18 protein-coding genes are annotated in these 22145 nt (G+C 71.3%); 14 read left to right on the top strand and 4 right to left on the bottom strand.

From position 1 onward, the window contains the following. The first annotated feature begins 152 nt into the window (after nt 1-152). Nucleotides 153-668 carry an SRPBCC family protein gene (locus tag ACGF07_RS16575; protein WP_392899272.1) on the top strand — a complete coding sequence of 172 codons (516 nt, stop codon included), beginning with the start codon at nt 153-155 and terminating at the stop codon, nt 666-668. A gap of 6 nt (nt 669-674) precedes the next feature. On the opposite strand, the gene ACGF07_RS16570 is transcribed toward ACGF07_RS16575, so the two are convergent. Beyond that, complete coding sequence (locus ACGF07_RS16570) at nt 675-1772, bottom strand: hypothetical protein (RefSeq protein WP_392899269.1); 1098 nt, start codon at nt 1770-1772, stop codon at nt 675-677. Nucleotides 1773-1914: 142 nt separating this feature from the next. Between ACGF07_RS16570 and metH the strand changes: the two genes are divergently transcribed. The 3 genes from metH to ACGF07_RS16555 all read left to right on the top strand — a co-directional run bounded on the left by metH (nt 1915) and on the right by ACGF07_RS16555 (nt 8202). Beyond that, nucleotides 1915-5424: a methionine synthase gene (gene metH, locus ACGF07_RS16565; RefSeq protein ID WP_392899266.1), complete on the top strand. Its 3510-nt coding sequence runs from the start codon at nt 1915-1917 to the stop codon at nt 5422-5424. Between the two features lie 152 nt (nt 5425-5576). Beyond that, a complete protein-coding gene (locus tag ACGF07_RS16560) occupies nt 5577-6281 on the top strand; it encodes an HAD family phosphatase (RefSeq protein WP_350747324.1) in 705 nt (234 codons plus the stop codon). 304 nt (nt 6282-6585) lie between these two features. Then, nucleotides 6586-8202, top strand: coding sequence for an ABC transporter substrate-binding protein (locus ACGF07_RS16555; RefSeq protein WP_392899264.1), 1617 nt, complete (start codon nt 6586-6588; stop codon nt 8200-8202). 88 nt (nt 8203-8290) lie between these two features. On the opposite strand, the gene ACGF07_RS16550 is transcribed toward ACGF07_RS16555, so the two are convergent. Next, nucleotides 8291-8962: a response regulator transcription factor gene (locus ACGF07_RS16550; protein ID WP_238739925.1), complete on the bottom strand. Its 672-nt coding sequence runs from the start codon at nt 8960-8962 to the stop codon at nt 8291-8293. Further along, on the bottom strand, nt 8962-9870 hold the full coding sequence (locus tag ACGF07_RS16545) for a RecB family exonuclease (RefSeq protein WP_392899260.1): 909 nt from the start codon (nt 9868-9870) through the stop codon (nt 8962-8964). Before ACGF07_RS16545 ends, ACGF07_RS16550 begins: the two co-directional genes overlap by 1 nt. A gap of 190 nt (nt 9871-10060) precedes the next feature. Between ACGF07_RS16545 and ACGF07_RS16540 the strand changes: the two genes are divergently transcribed. The 3 genes from ACGF07_RS16540 to ACGF07_RS16530 all read left to right on the top strand — a co-directional run bounded on the left by ACGF07_RS16540 (nt 10061) and on the right by ACGF07_RS16530 (nt 13076). Then, nucleotides 10061-11269 carry a site-2 protease family protein gene (locus tag ACGF07_RS16540; protein ID WP_392899258.1) on the top strand — a complete coding sequence of 403 codons (1209 nt, stop codon included), beginning with the start codon at nt 10061-10063 and terminating at the stop codon, nt 11267-11269. Nucleotides 11270-11342: 73 nt separating this feature from the next. Beyond that, complete coding sequence (locus ACGF07_RS16535; protein ID WP_392899256.1) at nt 11343-12302, top strand: tRNA (adenine-N1)-methyltransferase; 960 nt, start codon at nt 11343-11345, stop codon at nt 12300-12302. A 114-nt stretch (nt 12303-12416) separates the two neighbouring features. After that, nucleotides 12417-13076: a hypothetical protein gene (locus ACGF07_RS16530; RefSeq protein ID WP_392899253.1), complete on the top strand. Its 660-nt coding sequence runs from the start codon at nt 12417-12419 to the stop codon at nt 13074-13076. Nucleotides 13077-13101: 25 nt separating this feature from the next. Here ACGF07_RS16530 and ACGF07_RS16525 read toward each other — a convergent pair whose 3' ends face one another. Then, on the bottom strand, nt 13102-13407 hold the full coding sequence (locus tag ACGF07_RS16525; RefSeq protein WP_392899250.1) for a ferredoxin: 306 nt from the start codon (nt 13405-13407) through the stop codon (nt 13102-13104). Between the two features lie 285 nt (nt 13408-13692). On the opposite strand from ACGF07_RS16525, the gene arc reads away from it, so the two are divergent. The 7 genes from arc (at nt 13693) to ACGF07_RS16490 (ending at nt 21991) form a co-directional block, all read left to right on the top strand. Next, the gene (gene arc, locus ACGF07_RS16520) at nt 13693-15459 is read left to right on the top strand and encodes a proteasome ATPase (protein ID WP_350738581.1); all 1767 of its coding nucleotides are present in this window, start codon (nt 13693-13695) and stop codon (nt 15457-15459) included. Nucleotides 15460-15686: 227 nt separating this feature from the next. After that, complete coding sequence (dop, locus tag ACGF07_RS16515) at nt 15687-17198, top strand: depupylase/deamidase Dop (protein ID WP_392899247.1); 1512 nt, start codon at nt 15687-15689, stop codon at nt 17196-17198. A 183-nt stretch (nt 17199-17381) separates the two neighbouring features. Further along, nucleotides 17382-17600 (top strand): ubiquitin-like protein Pup, encoded by a 219-nt coding sequence (locus tag ACGF07_RS16510; RefSeq protein ID WP_350738587.1) that lies wholly within the window; start codon nt 17382-17384, stop codon nt 17598-17600. Nucleotides 17601-17762: 162 nt separating this feature from the next. Beyond that, nucleotides 17763-18605, top strand: coding sequence for a proteasome subunit beta (gene prcB / locus ACGF07_RS16505; protein WP_350738589.1), 843 nt, complete (start codon nt 17763-17765; stop codon nt 18603-18605). A gap of 31 nt (nt 18606-18636) precedes the next feature. Next, nucleotides 18637-19392: a proteasome subunit alpha gene (prcA, locus tag ACGF07_RS16500; RefSeq protein ID WP_350738592.1), complete on the top strand. Its 756-nt coding sequence runs from the start codon at nt 18637-18639 to the stop codon at nt 19390-19392. Nucleotides 19393-19512: 120 nt separating this feature from the next. Then, a complete protein-coding gene (gene pafA / locus ACGF07_RS16495) occupies nt 19513-20874 on the top strand; it encodes a Pup--protein ligase (RefSeq protein ID WP_350738595.1) in 1362 nt (453 codons plus the stop codon). Nucleotides 20875-21004: 130 nt separating this feature from the next. Continuing rightward, nucleotides 21005-21991, top strand: coding sequence for an FKBP-type peptidyl-prolyl cis-trans isomerase (locus ACGF07_RS16490; RefSeq protein WP_350738598.1), 987 nt, complete (start codon nt 21005-21007; stop codon nt 21989-21991). Nucleotides 21992-22145: the final 154 nt, after the last annotated feature.

Below are 22145 nucleotides of genomic sequence, written 5' to 3'. Positions count from 1 at the left end.
ACGTCAGGCGGGGGCGTGCGGGCGGATCGTGTCCGAACGGCGACTGCGGGTGACATTCTTGCGACGCAATGTGACGCAGTGCGACGGAGTGCCCGGCGCACGCGGCGGCGGGATGATGAGGAGAGGGCAGTCGGACGGAAGGGGCCGGACCGATGAACCGAGGGCTGTGGGTCGGCGCGGCCGCCATGGCGCTGGCCGGCGCGGCGCTGCTGGCGGCGGACCGGGCCGGGCGCCGGCTACCGGTGGAACACGTCACCGAGGGCGGCCTGGAGCTCGCCCAGGCGCCCGGCGCGGTCTGGGACGTGCTGACCGACATCGACCTCTACCCCGCCTGGCGCCCGGGCCTCACCCACGTCGAACGGCTGCCCGCCGGGGCCGGCGGCCGGCCGCGCTGGCGCGAGTACGACCGGCACGGCCACACCACCTACGAGGTGGTGGCCAGCGAGGCCCCGCACCGCCTGGTGACCGGCATCGCGGATCCGGACCTGCCCTACGGCGGCACCTGGACGTACGTGCTGACCCCGGCCGGGCCGGGCTGCTCGCTGACCGTCACCGAGCGCGGCGAGGTCCGCAAGCCGCTGTACCGGGCCGTCGCGCACTACGTGACCGGCGAGGACGCCACCCTCCACCGCTACCTCGGAGCCCTGGCCCACCGCATGGCGGCCTGAGCGGGGCTACGACCCGACGTCCACCCAGCCGCTCCGGTACGCCGCCCAGTTCTCGGGCGTCGCGGCGAAGTCCACGTACAGCGCGACCCCGAAGGCCGCCCGGCCCGGATCCTGGCGGCCCAGGCCGAGCCGGACGCCCCGGATCGCCGCCGGGACGGTCTCGGCGCGGCCCCAGTGGCCCCACTTGTCGTCCCAGAAGAACGGCAGGCCCATCAGCAGGTCGACGTCCGGCGGGGTGGCCTCCAGGGCCAGCTCGGTCTGGAGCGCGGCGTAGCCGCCGAACAGCGGCTCGGTGGGCATCGAGGTGTCGTAGGTCATCACCGCGATCTGGTCGACCCGGCGGGCGGTCTCCCGGAAGTACGCCTCGTCCCACCACTTGCCGTGGTCGGTGAGCAGGATGCCCGCGGTGTGCAGCCCGGGGACGGGGTCGATCTGCGGGGCCGCCACCGAGAGCGCGGCGCCGCGCGCCGCGGTGACCGGGCGGACCTGGTCCAGCAGCGCCAGCCAGCCGGGCGTTCCCGGGCGGATCGGCTCCATGTCGAAGTGCACCCCGTCGAAGCCCTGGTCCAGCACCTGGGCGGCTGAGGCGGTGATCCGGTCCCGGGTGGGGGCGTCGTCCAGGTCCAGCCCGTCCCGCTCCGGCTCGACCTCGTCGCCCAGCCAGCCCTGCAGGCGGATGCCCGGCAGCATCCGGTGGGCGGTGTCGGTGAACCAGCGGGCCCGCGGGTGGACGGACGCCGGCAGCGAGCCGTCGTGCTCCAGCGGCCCGGTGTGCACGTACAGGTCGCGGACGCCGGTGCCGGCCAGCAGGTGGGCCAGCGCCTCGACATCGGCGTCGGTCCTGCGGCCGTCCACCCAGGAGTGGCCGAGCCAGAGCGCGTCCCGCCCGCGGGTGCGGGCTTCGGCGGACGGTTCACCCGAGTAGTGCAGCCGGATCGCGACGAACGCGGACCCCAGCGCGGCGACCGGTACCGCCACCGCCAGTCCCAGCACCAGCAGCGCCCGGCGCCGGCGCGACCAGCGCCTCCACCGCTCGCGCAGTGCCCGGAACGGGGCCGCCAGGGCCCGGCCCGATCGTGCCACCGCGGTTCGGAACCTGGTCACGCGCTTGATCCCCCCTCGAGCCGAGCGCTCAGGATACGGAATGGGCCCGCAGCGCAAGCCGCCGGGCGGATACGCTGGCCACGTGCGGGTCCGACCAAGCGGACGCGCAAAGCCGACAGCCGTCGCACCAGGGAGAAGCCCCATGGCCACTGCAGCCGAACCGTCCATCACCCAGCAGAGCCGCGCGAACGCGCTGCGTGAAGCGCTGGCCACCCGGGTGGTGGTCGCCGACGGTGCGATGGGCACCATGCTCCAGGCACAGGACCCGTCCCTGGAGGACTTCCAGAACCTCGAAGGCTGCAACGAGGTCCTCAACATCACCCGCCCCGACATCGTCCGCTCCGTCCACGAGGCCTACTTCGCCGTGGGCGTGGACTGCGTCGAGACCAACACCTTCGGCGCCAACTTCGCCGCACTGGGCGAGTACGACATCTCCGACCGCATCTTCGAGCTGTCCGAGGCCGGTGCCCGGATCGCCCGCGAGGTGGCCGACGCCCACGCCGCCGACGGCCGCACCCGCTGGGTGCTCGGCTCGATCGGCCCCGGCACCAAGCTGCCGACCCTCGGCCACGCCCCCTACGAGACGCTGCGCGACGGCTTCCAGCAGAACGCGGCCGGCCTGATCGCCGGCGGCGTCGACGCCCTCCTGGTCGAGACCAGCCAGGACCTGCTGCAGACCAAGGCCGCGGTCCTCGGCTCCAAGCGCGCCCTCGCCGAAGCCGGGATCGACCTGCCGGTGCTGGTCCAGGTGACCGTGGAGACCACCGGCACGATGCTGCTGGGCTCCGAGATCGGCGCCGCGCTCACCGCGCTGGAGCCGCTCGGCGTCGACTACATCGGCCTGAACTGCGCCACCGGCCCGGCCGAGATGAGCGAGCACCTGCGCTACCTGGCGAAGAACGCCCGGATCGGCCTGTCCTGCATGCCGAACGCGGGCCTGCCGGTACTCGGCAAGGACGGCGCCCACTACCCGCTGACCCCGGCCGAGCTGGCCGAGGCGCACGACCTGTTCACCCGCGAGTACGGCCTCTCGCTGGTCGGCGGCTGCTGCGGCACCACCCCCGAGCACCTGCGCCAGGTGGTCGAGCGGGTCCAGGGCCGTCCGATCGCCCCGCGCGACCCGCGGCCGGAGCCCTCGGCGGCCTCGCTCTACCAGGCGGTGCCGTTCCGCCAGGACACGTCCTACCTGGCGATCGGCGAGCGCACCAACGCCAACGGCTCGAAGAAGTTCCGCGAGTCGATGCTGGCCGGCGACTGGCAGGCCTGCGTGGAGATCGCCCGCGACCAGATCCGGGACGGCTCCCACCTGCTGGACCTGTGCGTGGACTACGTCGGCCGCGACGGCGTCGCCGACATGAAGGAGATCGCCGGCCGGCTGGCCACCGCCTCGACCCTGCCGATCGTGCTGGACTCCACCGAGCCGCCCGTGCTGCGGGCCGGCCTGGAGGCGCTCGGCGGCCGGGCGGTGCTCAACTCGGTCAACTACGAGGACGGCAACGCCCCGGACTCGCGCTTCGGCAGGATCGCCTCGCTGGCCCGCGAGCACGGTGCCGGTCTGATCGCGCTGACCATCGACGAGCAGGGCCAGGCCCGGACCGCCGAGAAGAAGGTGGAGATCGCCGAGCGGCTGATCGCCGAGCTGACCACCGACTACGGCATCGACGAGGGCTCGATCCTGGTCGACTGCCTCACCTTCACCCTGGCCACCGGCCAGGAGGAGTCCCGCCGGGACGGCATCGAGACCATCGAGGCGATCCGCGAGCTCAAGCGCCGCCACCCGAACGTGCAGACCACCCTCGGCCTGTCGAACATCTCCTTCGGCCTCAACCCGGCCGCCCGCGTGGTGCTCAACTCGGTCTTCCTGCACGAGTGCGTGGAGGCGGGCCTGGACTCGGCGATCGTCCACGCCTCCAAGATCCTGCCGATCTCCCGGATCCCCGAGGACCAGCGCGAGGCCGCCCTCGACCTGGTCTACGACCGCCGCCGGGACGGCTACGACCCGTTGCAGCGCCTGCTGGAGCTGTTCGAGAACGTCTCCGCCGCCTCGGTCAAGGCCTCCAAGGCCGAGGAGCTGGCCGCCCTCCCGCTGGAGGAGCGGCTGCAGCGCCGGATCATCGACGGCGAGCGGGGCGGCCTGGAGGCCGACCTCGACGAGGCGCTGACCGCGCGCCCGGCGCTGGAGATCATCAACGACACCCTGCTGGCGGGCATGAAGGTGGTCGGCGAGCTCTTCGGCTCCGGCCAGATGCAGCTGCCGTTCGTGCTCCAGTCCGCCGAGGTGATGAAGACCGCGGTGGCGCACCTGGAGCCGCACATGGAGAAGTCCGACAGCGAGGGCAAGGGCACCATCGTGCTGGCCACCGTGAAGGGCGACGTCCACGACATCGGCAAGAACCTGGTCGACATCATCCTGTCCAACAACGGCTACAACGTGGTCAACCTGGGCATCAAGCAGCCGGTCTCGGCGATCCTGGACGCCGCGCAGGAGCACAACGCGGACGTCATCGGCATGTCCGGCCTGCTGGTGAAGTCCACGGTGATCATGAAGGAGAACCTGGAGGAGCTGAACCAGCGCAAGCTGGCCGCGTCCTACCCGGTGATCCTCGGCGGCGCCGCCCTGACCCGCGCCTACGTCGAGCAGGACCTGCACGAGATCTACGAGGGCGAGGTCCGCTACGCCCGGGACGCCTTCGAGGGCCTGCGGCTGATGGACGCGCTGATCGCGGTCAAGCGCGGCGTGCCCGGTGCGAAGCTGCCGGAGCTCAAGCAGCGCCGGCACGCCCGGGTCGAGGTGGCGGAGCCGGAGCCCGAGGTGAACCTCGGCCAGATCCGCTCGGACGTCGCCGTCGACAACACCGTGCCAACCCCGCCGTTCTGGGGCGACCGGATCGTCAAGGGCATCCCGTTCGCCGACTACGCGTCCTGGCTGGACGAGGACGCGCTGTTCAAGGGCCAGTGGGGGCTGAAGGCGGCGCGCACCGGCGATGGGCCGTCCTACGAGGAGCTGGTGGAGACCGAGGGCCGCCCGCGGCTGCGGGCCTGGCTGGACCGCCTGCAGACCGAGGGCTGGCTGGAGGCGGCCGTGGTCTACGGCTACTACCCGGCCAACTCCAAGGGCGACGACCTGATCGTCTACCACGAGGACGGCACCGAGCGGACCCGCTTCACCTTCCCCCGCCAGCGCCGCGGGCGCCGGCTCTGCCTCGCGGACTTCTTCCGCCCGGAGGAGTCCGGCGAGCGCGACGTGGTCGGCCTCCAGGTGGTCACCATGGGCAACCGGATCTCGGAGGCGGCCAACGAGCTGTTCGCCGGGAACTCCTACCGCGACTACCTGGAGCTGCACGGCCTCTCGGTGCAGCTGGCCGAGGCGCTCGCCGAGTTCTGGCACGCCCGGGTCCGCTACGAGCTGGGCTTCGGCGGGGAGGACCCGCAGGACGTCAAGGACATGTTCGCGCTCAAGTACCGGGGCGCCCGTTTCTCCCTCGGCTACGGGGCCTGCCCCGAGCTGGAGGACCGCGCCAAGATCGCCGAGCTGCTGAAGCCCGAGCGGATCGGCGTGGTGCTCTCCGAGGAGTTCCAGCTGCACCCCGAGCAGTCCACCGACGCGATCGTGATCCACCACCCGGAGGCGAAGTACTTCAACGCGCGGTAACCACCACGTCCTTCTCCGTTCGCTCTTTTCCGGCGAACCGGGCGTATCCTTGATGATCCTGAACGGGCCGGTCCGCTCACCAGCGGGCCGGCCTGTGCCATCCCCGGGGAACGTCCGAGGGCGTGCCGCGGGTACCGACGGAAGGGCCCACCATGACCACCAGCTCCACCGCCGCCCTGGCGCTCGACCACGGAGACGACCGCGGCCTGCAGGCGGTGCTGCTGGACATGGACGGCACCCTGGTGGACACCGAGGACTTCTGGTGGCAGGCCGAGGTCACGCTCTTCGCCGAGCTGGGCCACCAGCTGGACGAGGCGGACCGGGCCCACGTGGTGGGCGGTCCGATGACCAGGGTGATGGACTACCTGGTCGCCCGGACCGGCGTGGACATCGCCCCGGCCGACCTGGGCGTGCTGGTCAACCAGCGCTTCGTGGACCTGCTGGCGGGCGGCGTGCCGCTGATGCCCGGCGCCGAGCGGCTGCTCAACACCCTGGCCGCGCACGGCGTCCCGGCCGCGCTGGTGTCCGCCTCGCACCGGCACGTGATCGACATCGTGCTGCGCTCGCTGGGCGCCGAGCGCTTCGCCTTCACCATCGGCGGGGACGAGGTGGCGCGCACCAAGCCCTTCCCGGACCCGTACCTGGAGGCGGCCCGCCGACTGGGCGCGGAGCCGGCCCGCTGCGTGGTGGTCGAGGACACCCCGACCGGGGTGCGCGCGGGCGAGGCGGCCGGCTGCCCGGTGGTCGCGGTGCCCTCGGTGGCGCCGATCGAGCCGGCTCCGGGGCGGCTGGTGGTGCCGTCGCTGGAGCAGGTGGACCTCGAGCTGCTGCGCTCGCTGGTCGTCTCCCGGGTGTGACGGCCGTGACGGCACGACGGCCGTGAGGGGCTGACGGCCGTGACGGGCGCGAGGCCAGCCGACCTGAGCATCACTTGAGTGTGATTGTCGTCTCATTGCACCCCGGTGCTACTCGCAGGTAGGCCACCCCGCGGTGCCGCCGCCGTTCCCGCTCCGGGGAGAAAACGGGCATTGGCTGACAACTCGTCTGGCGCGCCGTGATGCCCCCAACGACCGTTTCCCAAACGTCATCTGCGCGGGTATCGGTCGTGCGTGTTCGATATGGCACGCTACTCGGGTTCGTGCCACCCAGAAGGACGCACTCTTGAAGACTTCAGCTGAACGCCTGGCAGCACTCGGCTGCGCCGGTCTGGTCGCCGTCTCGGTGGCCGGCTGCGGATCGGTCACCGACGCCGTCAAGGGGGACAGCGGCGCCAAGTCCATCACCATGGGCACCGCCCAGCTGACCGGCGTCCTGGACCCGGCCGCCGCCTACGACTCCGGTGCCTGGCTGCTGCTGCGCAACACCTTCCAGTCGCTGCTGACCTTCCAGGCGGCCTCCAGTGCGCCCTCCCCGGACGCCGCGCAGTCCTGCGAGTTCACCGCCGGCGAGGCCACCGAGTACCACTGCACCCTGCGGCCCGGCCTGAAGTTCTCCAACGGTCACCCGATGACCGCCGAGGACGTGAAGTTCTCGATCGACCGCAGCAAGAAGATCAACGACAAGAACGGTCCGTCCGCGCTGCTGTCCTCGATCAAGAGCGTGGACGTCAAGGGCGACACCGAGGTGGTCTTCCACCTGACCGCGCCCGACGCGACCCTGCCGGCCAAGCTGGCCAGCCCGGCCGGCGCCATCGTCGACCACCAGGTCTACCCGGCCGACCAGCTGCTGCCCAACGACAAGCAGGTCGGCTCCGGCCCGTACCGCATCGACTCGGTCGAGACCATGAGCGGCGAGGGCGCGGGCAAGCAGCTCGCCAAGGCCGTGCTGGTGCCGAACGACAAGTACACCGGTGACGCCAAGCCGCGCAACGACAAGTTCACCGTGCGGTACTTCGACAAGGCCACCGACCTCAAGGCCGCGCTGGACAAGGGCGACGTCGACCTCACCGACAACAGCCTGGAGCCGAACACCGCCGCCCAGGTCCTCGCCGACCAGCAGAGCGGCAAGACCGACCTCCAGGTGGTCCAGGGCGACAGCAACGACACCCGCTCGCTGGTCTTCAACACCAAGGACCCGGTCATGAGCAACGTCGGCGTCCGCCAGGCCGCCGCCGCGCTGCTCGACCGCAAGGCGCTCGCCCGCGACGTCTTCGCCCGGACCGTCCAGCCGCTGTACGCCATGGTCCCGGCCGGCGTCACCGGCCACACCACCGCCTTCTTCGACCGCTGGGGCGACCAGGACGTCGCCAAGGCCAAGAAGGCCCTCGCCGACAACAAGGTCCAGACCCCGGTCAAACTGACCCTCACCTGGTCCCGCTCGCGAGCCGGCAGCGCCGAGGCCGACACCCTCAAGAGGCAACTGGAGACCGGCGGCCTCTTCCAGGTGACGGTCCAGCAGGAGCCGGACTGGGACGCCTTCAAGAAGGGCTGGGCCGAGGGCAAGTACCAGGCGTACACCATCGGCTGGTTCGCCGACTACCCGGACCCGGACGACTACATCGCCCCGCTGCTGGTGGACGGCGGTGTCTACCACCACGGCTGGGACGACCCGCGGATCAGCCAGAAGCTGGTGCCGGAGGGCCTCAAGCAGGCCGACCGAAGCGCCGCCGCGGCCGGCTACGCGCAGATCCAGCAGATCGTCGCCGAGAACGTGCCGCTCATCCCGCTGTACCAGAACAAGGCCTTCTACGCGGCCCGTTCGTACGTCACCGGCGTCGAGTCCACCGTCGACACCACCGGCTACTTCCGGTTCTGGGAGATCGGCCGCAACAGCAAGTAGCGGCGCCCGCACGAACGGCGGCCCGCTCGCCTCCCGCACCGGGGGAGCGAGCGGGCCGCCGCCGTGTTCCGCGGGCCGCCGCCGGCCGCTACAGGGTGCCGGGCCGCACCAGCCCGCTCTCGTAGGCGTACACCGCCGCCTGCACCCGGTCGCGCAGCTGGAGCTTGGTCAGCACGTGGCCGACGTGGGTCTTCACGGTGGTCTCGCTGACGAACAGCTCGGCCGCGATCTCCGCGTTCGACAGTCCGCGCGCCACCAGCTTCAGCACCTCCAGCTCCCGCTCGGTCAGCGCGTTCAGCGCCTGCGGCGGCGCCTCGTCGCCCGAGGGCAGCTTGGTGGCGTACATGTCCAGCAGCCGGCGGGTGATGCTCGGAGCCAGCATCGCCGCGCCGTCCGCGACCACCCGGATCGCCTGCACCAGCTCCTCCGCCGGCACGTCCTTCAGCAGGAAGCCGCTGGCGCCCGCCCGCAGCGCCTCCACCACGTACTCGTCCAGGTCGAAGGTGGTCAGCACCAGCACCTTGGCCGGGCCGTCCCGCCCGGGGCCGGCGATCCGGCGGGTCGCCTCGACGCCGTCCATCCGCGGCATCCGGATGTCCATCAGCACCACGTCGGGCTGCAGCGCCCGCACCTGGTCCAGCGCCTGCTGACCGTCGCCGGCCTCCCCGACCACCACCAGGTCGGACTCGGCCTCCAGGATCATCCGGAAACCGGTGCGCAGCAGCGGCTGGTCGTCGACCAGCAGCACTCGGATCGTCACTAGGACTCCTTGCTCATCGGATCCCCCGTGGGATCGCTCTCATCCGATGTACGGGCCAGCGGCAACGGGTACGGCGGCGGGGTGCCGCCGAACTCCGGGCAGCTGGCCCGGTGGTCGCACCAGTCGCAGAGGCGGTTGCGGGTGGCCGGGAAGTCCCCGGTGGCCACCGCGTGGCTGATCCGCTCCCACAGCGCCTGCAGCTTGCGCTCCACCGCGAGCAGGTCGGCCTCGTCCGGGTCGTAGCTGACCACGTCCCCGCCGCCGCCCAGGTAGACCAGCTGGAGGCGCTTGGGGATCACACCCTTCCACCGCCACACCACCAGCGCGTAGAACTTCATCTGGAACATCGCCTTGCCCTCGAAGTCCCGCGAGGGCGCCCGGCCGGTCTTGTAGTCCACCAGCCGGACCTCACCGGTCGGGGCGACGTCCACGCGGTCGATGTAGCCGCGCAGCAGCAGCCCCGACTCCAGCGCCGTCTCCACGTAGAGCTCGCGCTCCACCGGGTGCAGCCGGGTCGGGTCCTCCAGCCGGAACCACTGGCCGACCAGCTTCTCGGCGTCCGCCAGCCAGCGGGTGAGCGCCGCGCCGTCCGGATCGTCCGGGAACAGCCCGCCCAGCTCCGGGCGCTCGCCCAGCAGCCGCTCCCACTGCGGGCGCAGCAGGCCGAGCGCCCGCTCCGGCGTCCGCTCGGCCGCCGGGCTGTCGAACAGCCGCTCCAGCACCGCGTGCACCAGCGTGCCCCTGGTCGCCGCCGGGCTCGGCGGCTCGGGCAGCCGGTCGATCACCCGCAGCCGGTACAGCAGGGGACAGGTGAGGAAGTCCCCCGCGCGGGACGGGGACAGCCCGGTCGGGGGCGCCGCCGGGCGCGCCGGGGCGTCGACGGCGCTGCTGGTGTCGGTCTGCTGCATGCCCAAGACCCTATTGCCCTTCGCTGTCATCCCGCTGCCACCGTGCTGGCACACCCGTCGGTCCCGGCCCGGTCCGGGCGCCGTCCAGTGGGTATGAGGGGTGACAGAGGGGCGCGCGGCGCCGCAGGGCCGCGATCACGTAGCGTGGGCGCACCGGGGGCACGACGGTGGCACGACCGAAGGGATCACGGTGAGCGACACCAGGGGGCAGCAGACCTCCGACCAGCCGCCGAAGGACGGTGGGCGCCCGGGCGGGCGGCCGCCGGAGCGCGGCGGCGGCCTCCTGATGGGGCGTCCCTTCGGGGTGCCGGTCTACGTCACCCCGTCCTGGTTCGTCATCGCCGCCCTGATCACCTGGGTGTTCGGCGGGCAGCTCGGCGACGTCCTGCCCGAGCTGGGCGGCACCCGCTACCTGGTCGCGTTCTTCTTCGCCGTCGCCTTCTACGCCTCCGTCCTGGTGCACGAGCTGGCCCACACCCTGGTCGCGCTGCGTTACAAGCTCGGGGTGCGGCGGATCCAGCTGCAGTTCTTCGGCGGCGTCTCCGAGATCGAGAACGAGGCCGAGACCCCGTGGCGCGAGTTCTGGCTGGCCTTCGTCGGCCCGCTGCTCTCCCTCGTCCTCGGCGGGATCTGCTACCTGGCGCTGCGCGCCGTGGAGCTGTCCACCGTGCCCGGGGTGCTGCTCACCGGTCTGATGGTCTCCAACCTGGTCGTCGCCGCCTTCAACCTGCTGCCGGGCCTGCCGCTGGACGGCGGCCGGATGCTGCGCGCCCTGGTCTGGGCGGTCAGCGGGCGGGCGATGACCGGCACGGTCGCCGCCGCCTGGGTCGGCCGGGCGCTGGCGGTCGTGGTGCTGTTCGGCCTGCCGCTGGTCAGCGCCTCCCGCGGGGTCGAGCGCGGCACCACCGACACCCTGGTGGACGCGGTGCTCGCCGCCGTCCTCGCCGCGGTCATCTGGAACGGCGCCACCGGCAGCCTGCGCAACGCCCGGCTCAAGGAGGTGCTGCCCGGGCTGCGGCTGCGCGACTTCGCCCGCCGGGCCGTCGAGGTCACCGCCGACACCCCGCTCGGCGAGGCGATGCGCCGGGCCCGCGAGGCCCAGGCCGGCGCGGTCGTCGTGGTGGACGGCCGGGGCGAGCCGATCGCCATCGTGCGCGAGTCCGCCGTCCGGGCCGTGCCCGAGCACCGCCGCCCCTGGGTGGCCGTCGGCCCGCTCGCCCGGGACCTCGAACCCGGCCTGCGGCTGGACGCGGAGCTGAGCGGCGAGGCGCTGCTGCGGGCCATCCAGACCACCCCGGCGGGGGAGTACCTGGTGGTCGAGGCGGACGGCCGGATGTACGGCGTGGCCGCGCTCACCGACATCGAGCAGCGGTTGACCGCGGCGGTCGCCGGCCGGTGACCCGGGGGCGGCCGCGGCGGCGCCGCTCCGGGCGTGGTCGGGCGGCGGGCCGCGGTCCCTTAGGATTGGCCGCATGTCCGAACCGACCGGTGCCGCCCGCCGACGCGGGCCCTTCCAGGTCGGGGACCAGGTCCAGCTGACCGACCCCAAGGGTCGCCACTACACGTTCACGCTCCAGGCCGGGAACCAGTTCCACACCCACAAGGGTGCGTTCCCCCACGACGAGCTGATCGGCGCCCCCGAGGGCACGGTCGTGCGCACCACGGGGAACGTCCCGTACCTCGCGCTGCGTCCCCTGCTCCCCGACTACGTCCTGTCCATGCCGCGCGGCGCCGCCGTGATCTACCCCAAGGACGCGGGGCAGATCCTCGCGATGGCCGACATCTTCGCGGGCGCCCGCGTCGTCGAGGCCGGCGTCGGCTCCGGCGCGCTCAGCACGTACCTGCTGCGTGCCGTCGGCGAGCAGGGCATGCTGGCCTCCTACGAGCGCCGCCAGGACTTCGCGGACATCGCCCGGGGCAACGTCGAGCGCTACTTCGGCGGCCCGCACCCGGCGTGGAAGCTCACCGTCGGCGACCTCCAGGACAACCTGGTCGAGACCGACGTCGACCGGATCATCCTGGACATGCTGGCCCCCTGGGAGTGCCTGGACGTCGCCTCCAAGGCGCTCGTCCCCGGCGGCCTCATCTGCTGCTACGTGGCCACCACCACGCAGATGTCGCGGACCGTCGAGGCGCTGCGCGAGCACGGCACCTTCACCGAGCCGCAGGCCTGGGAGACCATGGTCCGCACCTGGCACCTCGAGGGCCTGGCCGTCCGCCCGGACCACCGGATGATCGGCCACACCGGCTTCCTGCTCACCGCCCGCCGCCTGGCGGACGGCGTCGAGCCGCCGCTGCGCCGCCGCCGCCCGGCCAAGGGCGCGTACGGCGAGGACTACGACAGCGGGGCGCCCGAGCCCACCCTCCAGGAGCGCGCCGCGGCCCGCAAGGCCGCCCGCGCCGACGAGGGCCGGCAGCCCGACCTGGGCTGAGCCCACACCCTCGGAGAAGGGGTGGTGCGAGCGTGGAGCTCGCGCCACCCCTTCCTTCTTGCCGCCCGCGCGCCCGGCTCCCCGGCGGACGGCCCCCGGGCACGGTGTGGGACGATGCTCGCGCACGCAGACCAGCTCCTGGAGCTCTGGAGGGGACGCCTGGTGGAGACCGCGGTCGGAACGACGGCGACGGCTGGACAGCAGACATCCCGGGGCCGCACCCGGCCCGGGCACGCGCGAACCGCTCCCTGGCACTGGGCCGTCGCCCTGGCCGGCTGCGGCGCGGTGGTGGCCGCCGCCCTCGCCGCCTCCCCGGCGACCGGCAGCCCCGTGCCGGCCCGCGGCAAAGCCCCTGAGACCCTCGCCGCGACCGCCGCCCCCGATCCGGCCAAGGCCCAACTGCCGCTGGACTGCGGCCCGTTCCCGGTCAAGGTCCTCAGCGTGTCCGCCCGGCTCGCTGACGGACAGCCGGGCACGGTCGTCGTCGCGCACTGCGCCACCGACACCGGCACCCCGCCGGACTCCGTCTACCTGCTCGGCTTCGGCACCGACCAGCGGCCCGCGGTGGTCGCCACCCTGCTGACCGAGCGCGAGAACCTCACCCTGAGCCGGCTCGCGGTGCGCTCCGACGGTGCCATCACCGGGCGCGCGCAGGGGTATTCGAGCGAGGACGTGCCGCGCTTCCGCCCCGACGTCTCACTGGACCTCACCTGGACACGCAAGGGCGGCGGCTGGGAACGCTCCCAGACCGCCGCCCCGGCCGGCCAGGCCTGAGGCCCGGCCGCTCAACTCACCGCGCTCACTCGGCGTCCGGACCGTACACCTCGACCCGGTCGACGACCCGGCGCACGTGGATGCAGTCGCCGGGGCACTCCTTCGCCGAGTCCACGACGTCCTGAAGGAGCGTCAGCGGCACCGGGGCGGTCTGCCCGGGCTGCTGGCGCAACTCGTCGTCCGGGCCCTTCACGTACGCCAGTCCGTCGATGTCCAGCTCGAAGACCTCGGGGGCGTACTGCGCGCAGATGCCGTCGCCGGTGCACAGATCCTGGTCGATCCACACCTCCAGCTCCTCGGTCGCCGCCGCGGTCTGCTCGGTCACCGACATGGTCCCCTGCCGTTTCTGTCCCGGGTCGCCCGCTTTCCTGGGGCAATCCCGCCATTCGTACAACGATCGCACCCCGCACGGGGGTCGCGATCGGATATCACTTCGCCCGACGATACATCCGGTCCGCTTTGGGAGGTGTGCGGTGGGTATCCCCTTAGCAGAGGGGAAGCACGCTGGGGCGAAGATCGGACACGCCCGTTCCATCTTTCTTGATCTAGGGGTTTACGGACCCCTGGTCCCAGGTAGGGTCTGGAAGCGTCCAGCTCCCCGGAGGAGGTGAGGACCGTGGCAGCCCACGATGACGACTACAACCGCAGCACCGGCAGGCCCGCTCGTGGTTCCGACGAGGCCGCTCAGGTCTCGTACCTTGAGCAGGAGATCGCCGTGCTGCGCCGCAAGCTCGCCGACTCGCCGCGCAATTCGAGAGTCCTCGAAGAGCGCATCGTCGAGCTCCAGACCAACCTGGCCGGCGTGACCGCCCAGAACGAACGGCTCGCCTCCACCCTGCGCGAGGCCCGCGACCAGATCGTGGCTCTCAAGGAGGAAGTGGACCGGCTGGCACAGCCCCCGGCCGGCTTCGGCACCTTCCTCGAAGCGAACGAGGACGGCACCGCCGACATCTTCACCGGCGGGCGCAAGCTCCGTGTCAACGTCAGCCCGAACGTCGCCCTGGACGAGCTGCGGCGCGGCCAGGAAGTGATGCTCAACGAGGCCCTCAACATCGTGGACGCGATGGCCTTCGAGAACATCGGCGAGATCGTCACCCTCAAGGAGATCCTGGAGGACGGCGAGCGGGCCCTGGTCCTCGGCCACACCGACGAGGAGCGGGTGGTGCGCCTCGCCGAACCGCTGCGCGGGGCCACCGTCCGGGCGGGGGACGCCCTGCTGCTGGAGCCCCGCTCCGGCTACGTGTACGAGGTCGTGCCGAAGGCCGAGGTCGAGGAGCTGGTCCTCGAGGAGGTCCCGGACATCGACTACCGCCAGATCGGCGGACTGAGCAACCAGATCGAGCTGATCCGCGACGCGGTCGAGCTGCCCTACCTGCACGCCGACCTCTTCAAGGAGTACGAGCTGCGCCCGCCGAAGGGCGTCCTGCTCTACGGCCCGCCCGGCTGCGGCAAGACGCTGATCGCCAAGGCCGTCGCCAACTCGCTGGCCAAGAAGGTCGCCGAGGTCACCGGCCGCCCCCAGGGGAAGAGCTACTTCCTCAACATCAAGGGCCCCGAGCTGCTCAACAAGTACGTGGGCGAGACCGAGCGGCAGATCCGCCTGGTCTTCCAGCGGGCCCGGGAGAAGGCGAGCGAGGGCACGCCCGTCATCGTCTTCTTCGACGAGATGGAGTCGCTGTTCCGCACCCGCGGTTCCGGCGTCAGCTCGGACGTGGAGAACACCATCGTCCCGCAGCTGCTCGCCGAGATCGACGGCGTGGAGGGCCTGGAGAACGTCATCGTCATCGGCGCCTCGAACCGCGAGGACATGATCGACCCGGCGATCCTGCGGCCCGGCCGCCTGGACGTCAAGATCAAGATCGAGCGCCCGGACGCCGAGGCGGCCAAGGACATCTTCTCCAAGTACCTCAAGGACTCGCTGCCGTTCCACCCGGACGACCTCAAGGAGCACGACGGCTCCGTCGAGGCCACGGTGGCCGCGATGATCCAGTCGGTGGTGGAGCGGATGTACTCCGAGACGGAGGAGAACCGCTTCCTGGAGGTCACCTACGCCAACGGTGACAAGGAGGTCCTGTACTTCAAGGACTTCAACTCCGGGGCGATGATCCAGAACATCGTCGACCGCGCGAAGAAGATGGCCATCAAGGACTACCTGGACCACGGCCAGCGCGGCCTGCGCGTCTCCCACCTGCTCGCCGCCTGCGTGGACGAGTTCAAGGAGAACGAGGACCTGCCCAACACCACCAACCCGGACGACTGGGCCCGCATCTCCGGCAAGAAGGGCGAGCGGATCGTCTTCATCCGCACCCTGGTCACCGGCAAGCAGGGCGCCGAGTCCGGCCGCTCCATCGACACTGTCGCCAACACGGGGCAGTACCTGTAAGCACGCGGTTACCCGGGCCGGCAGCGGTCCCCGGAGCTGTACGCACACCGTCCGGCTGTGGCGCCTCGCGGCCCCGCAGCCGGACGGCGCGTCTCGGGGCCGGCCGGTCGGCGCCGGGTTCTAGGCTCGATCCACCGCCGCGGGCAGATCGCCGGCGTCGGTGTTGTTCAGCGGTACGTCAGTGTGTTCCGCCCGCCGGGGGCGGCGCACCGGGCAAGGAGGGCCGCATGACCGTACGGCGCGTGATGGGCATCGAGACCGAGTACGGGATCTCCGTGCCCGGCCACCCCAACGCCAACGCCATGCTCACCTCGTCCCAGATCGTCAACGCCTACGCGGCGGCGATGCACCGGGCGCGGCGGGCCCGCTGGGACTTCGAGGAGGAGAACCCGCTGCGTGACGCGCGGGGCTTCGACCTCGCGCGCGAGGTGGCCGACGCGAGCCAGCTGACCGACGAGGACATCGGCCTGGCCAACGTGATCCTCACCAACGGGGCCCGGTTCTACGTGGACCACGCCCACCCCGAGTACAGCTCGCCCGAGGTGACCAACCCGCGCGACGCCGTGCTGTGGGACAAGGCGGGCGAGCGGATCATGGCGGCCGCCGCGCAACGCGCGCTGGAACTGCCCAACGGGCAGACCATCCACCTCTACAAGAACAACACCGACAACAAGGGCGCCTCCTACGGCACCCACGAGAACTACCTGATGAAGCGGGCGACGCCGTTCGCCGACATCGTCCGCCACCTCACCCCCTTCTTCGTCTCCCGCCAGGTGGTCACCGGCGCCGGCCGGGTCGGCATCGGCCAGGACGGCTCGGCGCACGGCTTCCAGATCAGCCAGCGGGCGGACTACTTCGAGGTCGAGGTCGGCCTGGAGACCACCCTCAAGCGGCCGATCATCAACACCCGCGACGAGCCGCACGCCGACGCCGAGAAGTACCGCCGGCTGCACGTGATCATCGGGGACGCCAACCTCTCCGAGATCTCCACCTACCTCAAGCTGGGCACCACCTCACTGGTCCTGTCGATGATCGAGGACGCCTTCATCGCCTCCGACCTGGCCGTCGACCAGCCGGTGCGCACCCTGCACCGGGTCTCCCACGACCCCTCCCTCAAGCACCTGATCACCCTGCGCAACGGCCGCAAGCTCACCGCCGTCCAGCTCCAGCTGGAGTACTTCGAGCTGGCCCGCAAGTACGTGGAGGACCGCTTCGGCACCGACGCCGACGAGCAGACCGTGGACGTGCTGGCGCGCTGGGAGGACGTGCTCGGGAAGCTGGAGCGCGATCCGATGTCGCTCTCCCGGCAGCTCGACTGGATCGCCAAGCGGGAGATCCTGGAGGGCTACCGCAGCCGGGACGCCCTGGAGTGGGACAACCCCCGGCTGCACCTGGTCGACCTCCAGTACAGCGACGTCCGACCCGAGAAGGGCCTCTACAACCGCCTGGTGGCCCGCGGCCGGTTCGAGCGGCTGCTGACCGAGGAGGAGGTCGAACGGGCCGTCTCCAAGCCGCCGGAGGACACCAGGGCGTACTTCCGGGGGCGCTGCCTGGAGCAGTACGCCGACCACGTCGCGGCGGCCTCCTGGGATTCGGTGATCTTCGACCTGCCGGGCCGTGACTCGCTGCAGCGGGTACCGACGCTGGAGCCGCTGCGCGGCACCCGCAACCACGTCAAGGAACTGCTGGACCGCTGCCGGACGGCCGAGGACCTGCTTCGTGTACTGTCCGGCGGGTAACTTTTCGATCACCACGGGTGAACGTCCGCCGAATGGGAATCATCCGGGGTGGCAGCGGGTGTTGGACAGGAGGCGCCACCGGCAAACCGGGAGCGGCAGTCGCACCTTGTGTATAGGGTCGGTGCCAACGGGCAACGACCGACCGACCAAACCGTGCCAGACGAATCGAGCGGGGTGAGGGAAATGGCGAGCAAGGACACCGGTGGCGGCCAGCAGCGGGCAAACCGCTCCTCCGAGGAGGTCTCGGAGGAGGTCGCGGAAACTCAGGATTCCGACGACCTCAAGGAGCGCCAGGAAAAGCTGAGCGACGACGTCGACGCGGTACTGGACGAAATCGACGAGGTCCTCGAATCCAACGCCGAGGATTTCGTGCGGGGATTCGTCCAGAAGGGCGGGCAATAGCCCTTCCCCGGTAATCGGCAATTTCACGGTCGCGACCGTCCCGGGCGGTCGGGCGGCGTCGGCCGCCCGGCCCCCCGGCACCGGCCCCTCCACGCGTGGACAGTGATCGTCGGCGGGTAGGGTGCGGGCATTGCGCGCTTCAAGCTACCTGGAAGGAATCGTGTGGAAGCCAACACTCGTGGCACCGGGCGTCTACCGGCTGCCTTCCTGACCCCGGGGTCCTCGTCGTTCCTCGACTTCCTCGCCGAGCACAAGCCGGAGCTGGTCCCCAGCCACCGGGGGCTGCCCGAGGGAGCCGCGGTCGAGGCCCCGCACGGGACCACGATCGTGGCCGCGGTCTTCGACGGCGGCGTGGTGATCGCGGGTGACCGCCGGGCGACCATGGGCAACGTCATCGCCCAGCGCGACATAGAGAAGGTCTTCCCGGCCGACGAGTACAGCGCGGTCGGCATCGCCGGCACCGCGGGCCTCGCGGTCGAGATGGTCCGGTTGTTCCAGCTGGAGCTGGAGCACTACGAGAAGATCGAGGGCACCACGCTTTCCCTGGAGGGCAAGGCCAACCGGCTGACCACCATGATCCGGGGCAACCTGGGCATGGCGATGCAGGGCCTGGCGGTCGTGCCGATCTTCGCCGGTTACGACCTGGAGCTCGGCCGTGGCCGGATCTTCAACTACGACGTCACCGGCGGCCGCTCCGAGGAACGCGGATTCGCCGCCACCGGCTCGGGCTCGGTGTTCGCCCGCGGCTCGATGAAGAAGCTCTACCGCGACGACCTCACCGCCGACCAGGCCGTCACCCTGGTCGTCCAGGCGCTCTACGACGCCGCGGACGACGACTCCGCGACCGGCGGCCCGGACCTCGCCCGGAAGATCTTCCCGATCGTCTCGCTGATCACCGAGGACGGCTTCCGCCGCCTCACCGAGGCGGAGGTCACCCAGGTCGCCGTCGCCATCACCGACGAGCGCCTGACCCGCCCGAACGGTCCGCAGGCCCCGCTGATCTAGCCATCACCTCACAGGAAAGGGACGACCGCCGGTGTCGACACCGTTCTACGTCTCGCCCCAGCAGGCCATGGCGGACCGCGCGGAGTACGCCCGCAAGGGCATCGCGCGCGGCCGCAGCGTGGTCGTGCTCACCTACGCCGACGGCATCGTCTTCGTCGCGGAGAACACCTCCCGAGCGCTCCACAAGGTCTCCGAGATCTACGACAAGATCGCCTTCGCGGCGGTCGGCCGCTACAACGAGTTCGAGAACCTGCGCATCGGCGGCGTCCGCTACGCCGACCTGCGCGGCTACTCCTACGACCGGGCCGACGTCACCGCCCGGGGGCTGGCCAACGTGTACGCCCAGACCCTGGGCACCATCTTCTCCTCGGTCGGGGAGAAGCCGTACGAGGTCGAGCTGATCGTGGCCGAGGTGGGCCGCACCGCCGACCACGACCAGATCTACCGGCTCACCCCGGACGGCTCGGTCGTCGACGAGAAGAACTACGTGGTGGTCGGCGGCAACGCCGACTCGATCGGCAACTACCTGGGCCAGCGCCACCGCGCCGGCCTGAGCCTGACCGAGGCCGTCAAGGTGGCCGTGGACTCGCTCGCCCGCGACCCCAACGGCGGCAGCCCGCGCACCCTCACCCCGGAACAACTGGAGGTCGCGGTCCTCGACCGCCAGCGGTTCCAGCAGCGCAAGTTCAAGCGGATCCTCGGCAACCAGCTCAGCCGGCTGCTCGACGGCGACCAGTCCGCCGAGGCGGACGACGAGGAGAACCCGGCGGACACCACGCCGGAGTAGCAGTGCCTGCGGAGTCCCGTACGGCGGCCGGACCGCCGTCGTACGGGACTCCGGTGCCCCTGCGGCGGCCCAGTCGTCGTGGAGGCGGTTTCGGACAGCTCCGACCAGAATGGAGTGCTCATGGACCGCCGGATTTTCGGGCTGGAGAACGAGTACGGCGTGACCTGCACGTTCCGCGGGCAGCGGCGGCTGTCGCCGGACGAGGTGGCGCGGTACCTGTTCCGCCGGGTCGTCTCCTGGGGCCGCAGCAGCAACGTCTTCCTGCGCAACGGCGCCCGCCTCTACCTCGACGTCGGCTCCCACCCCGAGTACGCCACCCCCGAGTGCGACGACGTGGTCGAGCTGGTGACGCACGACAAGGCCGGCGAGCGCATCCTCGAAGGGCTCCTGGTGGACGCCGAGCGGCGGCTCCACGAGGAGGGCATCGCGGGGGACGTCTACCTCTTCAAGAACAACACCGACTCGGCCGGCAACTCCTACGGCTGCCACGAGAACTACCTGGTGGCACGGCACGGCGAGTTCTCCCGGCTGGCCGACGTGCTCATCCCGTTCCTGGTGACCCGGCAGCTCATCTGCGGCGCCGGCAAGGTGCTGCAGACCCCGCGCGGGGCGGTGTACTGCGTCAGCCAGCGGGCCGAGCACATCTGGGAGGGCGTCAGCTCGGCGACCACCCGCTCCCGTCCGATCATCAACACCCGGGACGAGCCGCACGCGGACGCCGAACGCTACCGCCGGCTGCACGTGATCGTCGGCGACTCCAACATGTCCGAGACCACCACGCTGCTCAAGGTCGGCGCCACGGACCTGGTGCTGCGGCTGATCGAGGCGGGCGTGGTGATGCGCGACCTCACCCTGGAGAACCCGATCCGGGCGATCCGCGAGGTCAGCCACGACCTCACCGGCACCCACCAGGTGCGCCTGGCCAACGGCCGGGAGGCCAGCGCGCTGGACATCCAGGAGGAGTACTACTCCAAGGCCCTGGAGTTCGCCGACCGCAAGGGCATCAACACCGGCACCGTCGCCCGGGTGCTCGACCTGTGGGGCCGCACCCTGGAGGCCGTGCGCACCGAGCAGCTGGACGGCGTGGCCACCGAGATCGACTGGATCATGAAGTACAAGCTCATCGAGCGCTACCGCGAGAAGCACCAGATGAGCATGTCCAACCCGCGGGTCGCCCAGATCGACCTCGCCTACCACGACATCCACCGCCGCCGCGGCCTGTTCTACCTGCTCCAGGGCAAGGGCCAGGCGCAGCGGGTGACGACCGACCTCAAGACCTTCGAGGCCAAGTCGATCCCGCCGCAGACCACCCGGGCCCGGCTGCGCGGGGACTTCATCCGGCGGGCGCAGGAGCAGCGCCGGGACTTCACGGTGGACTGGGTGCACCTGAAGCTGAACGACCAGGCGCAGCGCACGGTGCTGTGCAAGGACCCGTTCCGCTCGGTCGACGAGCGGGTGGAGAAGCTCATCGCGGGGATGTAGGGCCCGTGATCGGGGCGCCGTGATCACGCGCCGTCCGGCCCCGGTGGTGTCTACCGGGGCCGGACGCATGCTCGGCATACGCTGTCCGTCGAGTCAGGAGAGCCGACTTCGATCGACAGTTAGGACCACCGTGCGCCGCACCGCCGGTTTGCTTCTCGCCCTGCCGCTGCTGTTCGCGGTCGCCTGCAGCAGTTCGTCCAAGCCGGCCGGCCAGGCGACGCCGTCCGCCGCGACCGCCGCTCCGACGGTGCCCTCGCCCGTCAGCGAGGCCTCGCCGATGCCCACGGTGTCGGGTGGCGGTTTCGGCAGCAAACCCACCATCAACCTGCCCGAGGGGCAGCCGAGCGGCCAGTTCGTGGTGAACACGGTGGTCGACGGCGAGCGGTCGACGGTCAACAAGGGCGACTGGGTGACCGTCAACTACACGGCGAAGGACTGGAGCACCGGCAAGGACCTGGCCAGCTCGTACGACCAGAACGGCAAGCCGCAGCTCTACCAGGCCGGCAGCGGGCAGTTGGTGCCGGCGCTGGACCAGAGCGTGATCGGCAAGAAGGTGGGCAGCCGGCTGCTGGTGGTGGCCCCGCCGGCGGCGGCCTTCGCGGACAAGGGCTCCGGCCAGCTCGGCGTGGGCCCGGGGGACACCGTGGTGTTCGTGCTGGACATCATGGAGAGCCTGCCGCCGGACTCCACCCTGACCGGCACCATGACCGAGCCCCCCGCGACGCTGCCGCAGGTCAAGGACAACGGCAAGGCGCCGGTGACGATCACCATCCCGGAGGGGCAGGCCGCGCCCGCCGAGCTCCAGCAGGCGGTGCTGATCAAGGGCGAGGGCAAGCAGGTCAAGAGCGGGCAGACCCTGATCGTCCAGTACACCGGCGTGCTGTGGAGCAACGGGCAGCAGTTCGACGCCTCCTGGTCGCACGGAGGCGCGCAGGCGGTGCAGATCGGCACCGGGAGCGTGATCGAGGGCTGGGACAAGGGCCTGGTCGGGCAGAACGTGGGCAGCAGGGTGCTGCTGGTGGTCCCGCCGGCGCTCGGCTACAAGGACCAGCCGCAGGGGGCGGTGCCGGCGAACTCCACGCTGGTGTTCGTGATCGACATCCTGGAGGCGGTCTAGCCGTTCGGCGGTCCAGCGGTCCAGCGGTCCAGCGGTCCAGCGGTCCAGCGGGCGCTCCGGGGTCCGTCCGACGGTACGCGCCGGACGCCCGGCGGGAATTGTCGGGCACGCGCTAGGAAGTGACCCGGAGGATTCCGTACGCTTGGGCGGACGC

This window comes from Kitasatospora sp. NPDC048194 (assembly GCF_043202455.1).
Classification (GTDB): Bacteria; Actinomycetota; Actinomycetes; order Streptomycetales; family Streptomycetaceae; genus Kitasatospora.
Note: the sequence above shows the minus strand (reverse complement) of the source record. Positions and strands in the feature narration are given on the sequence as shown.

Bases quoted from the DNA above. Each gene is read 5' to 3' on its own strand.
- ACGF07_RS16545 (WP_392899260.1), bottom strand. From the start codon at position 9,870: ATGCAGCAGACCGACACCAGCAGCGCCGTCGACGCCCCGGCGCGCCCG.
- pafA (WP_350738595.1), top strand. From the start codon at position 19,513: ATGGACCGCCGGATTTTCGGGCTGGAGAACGAGTACGGCGTGACCTGC.
- ACGF07_RS16530 (WP_392899253.1), top strand. From the start codon at position 12,417: ATGCTCGCGCACGCAGACCAGCTCCTGGAGCTCTGGAGGGGACGCCTG.
- ACGF07_RS16560 (WP_350747324.1), top strand. From the start codon at position 5,577: ATGACCACCAGCTCCACCGCCGCCCTGGCGCTCGACCACGGAGACGAC.
- ACGF07_RS16525 (WP_392899250.1), bottom strand. From the start codon at position 13,407: ATGTCGGTGACCGAGCAGACCGCGGCGGCGACCGAGGAGCTGGAGGTG.
- ACGF07_RS16535 (WP_392899256.1), top strand. From the start codon at position 11,343: ATGTCCGAACCGACCGGTGCCGCCCGCCGACGCGGGCCCTTCCAGGTC.
- dop (WP_392899247.1), top strand. From the start codon at position 15,687: ATGACCGTACGGCGCGTGATGGGCATCGAGACCGAGTACGGGATCTCC.
- ACGF07_RS16575 (WP_392899272.1), top strand. From the start codon at position 153: ATGAACCGAGGGCTGTGGGTCGGCGCGGCCGCCATGGCGCTGGCCGGC.
- ACGF07_RS16510 (WP_350738587.1), top strand. From the start codon at position 17,382: ATGGCGAGCAAGGACACCGGTGGCGGCCAGCAGCGGGCAAACCGCTCC.
- metH (WP_392899266.1), top strand. From the start codon at position 1,915: ATGGCCACTGCAGCCGAACCGTCCATCACCCAGCAGAGCCGCGCGAAC.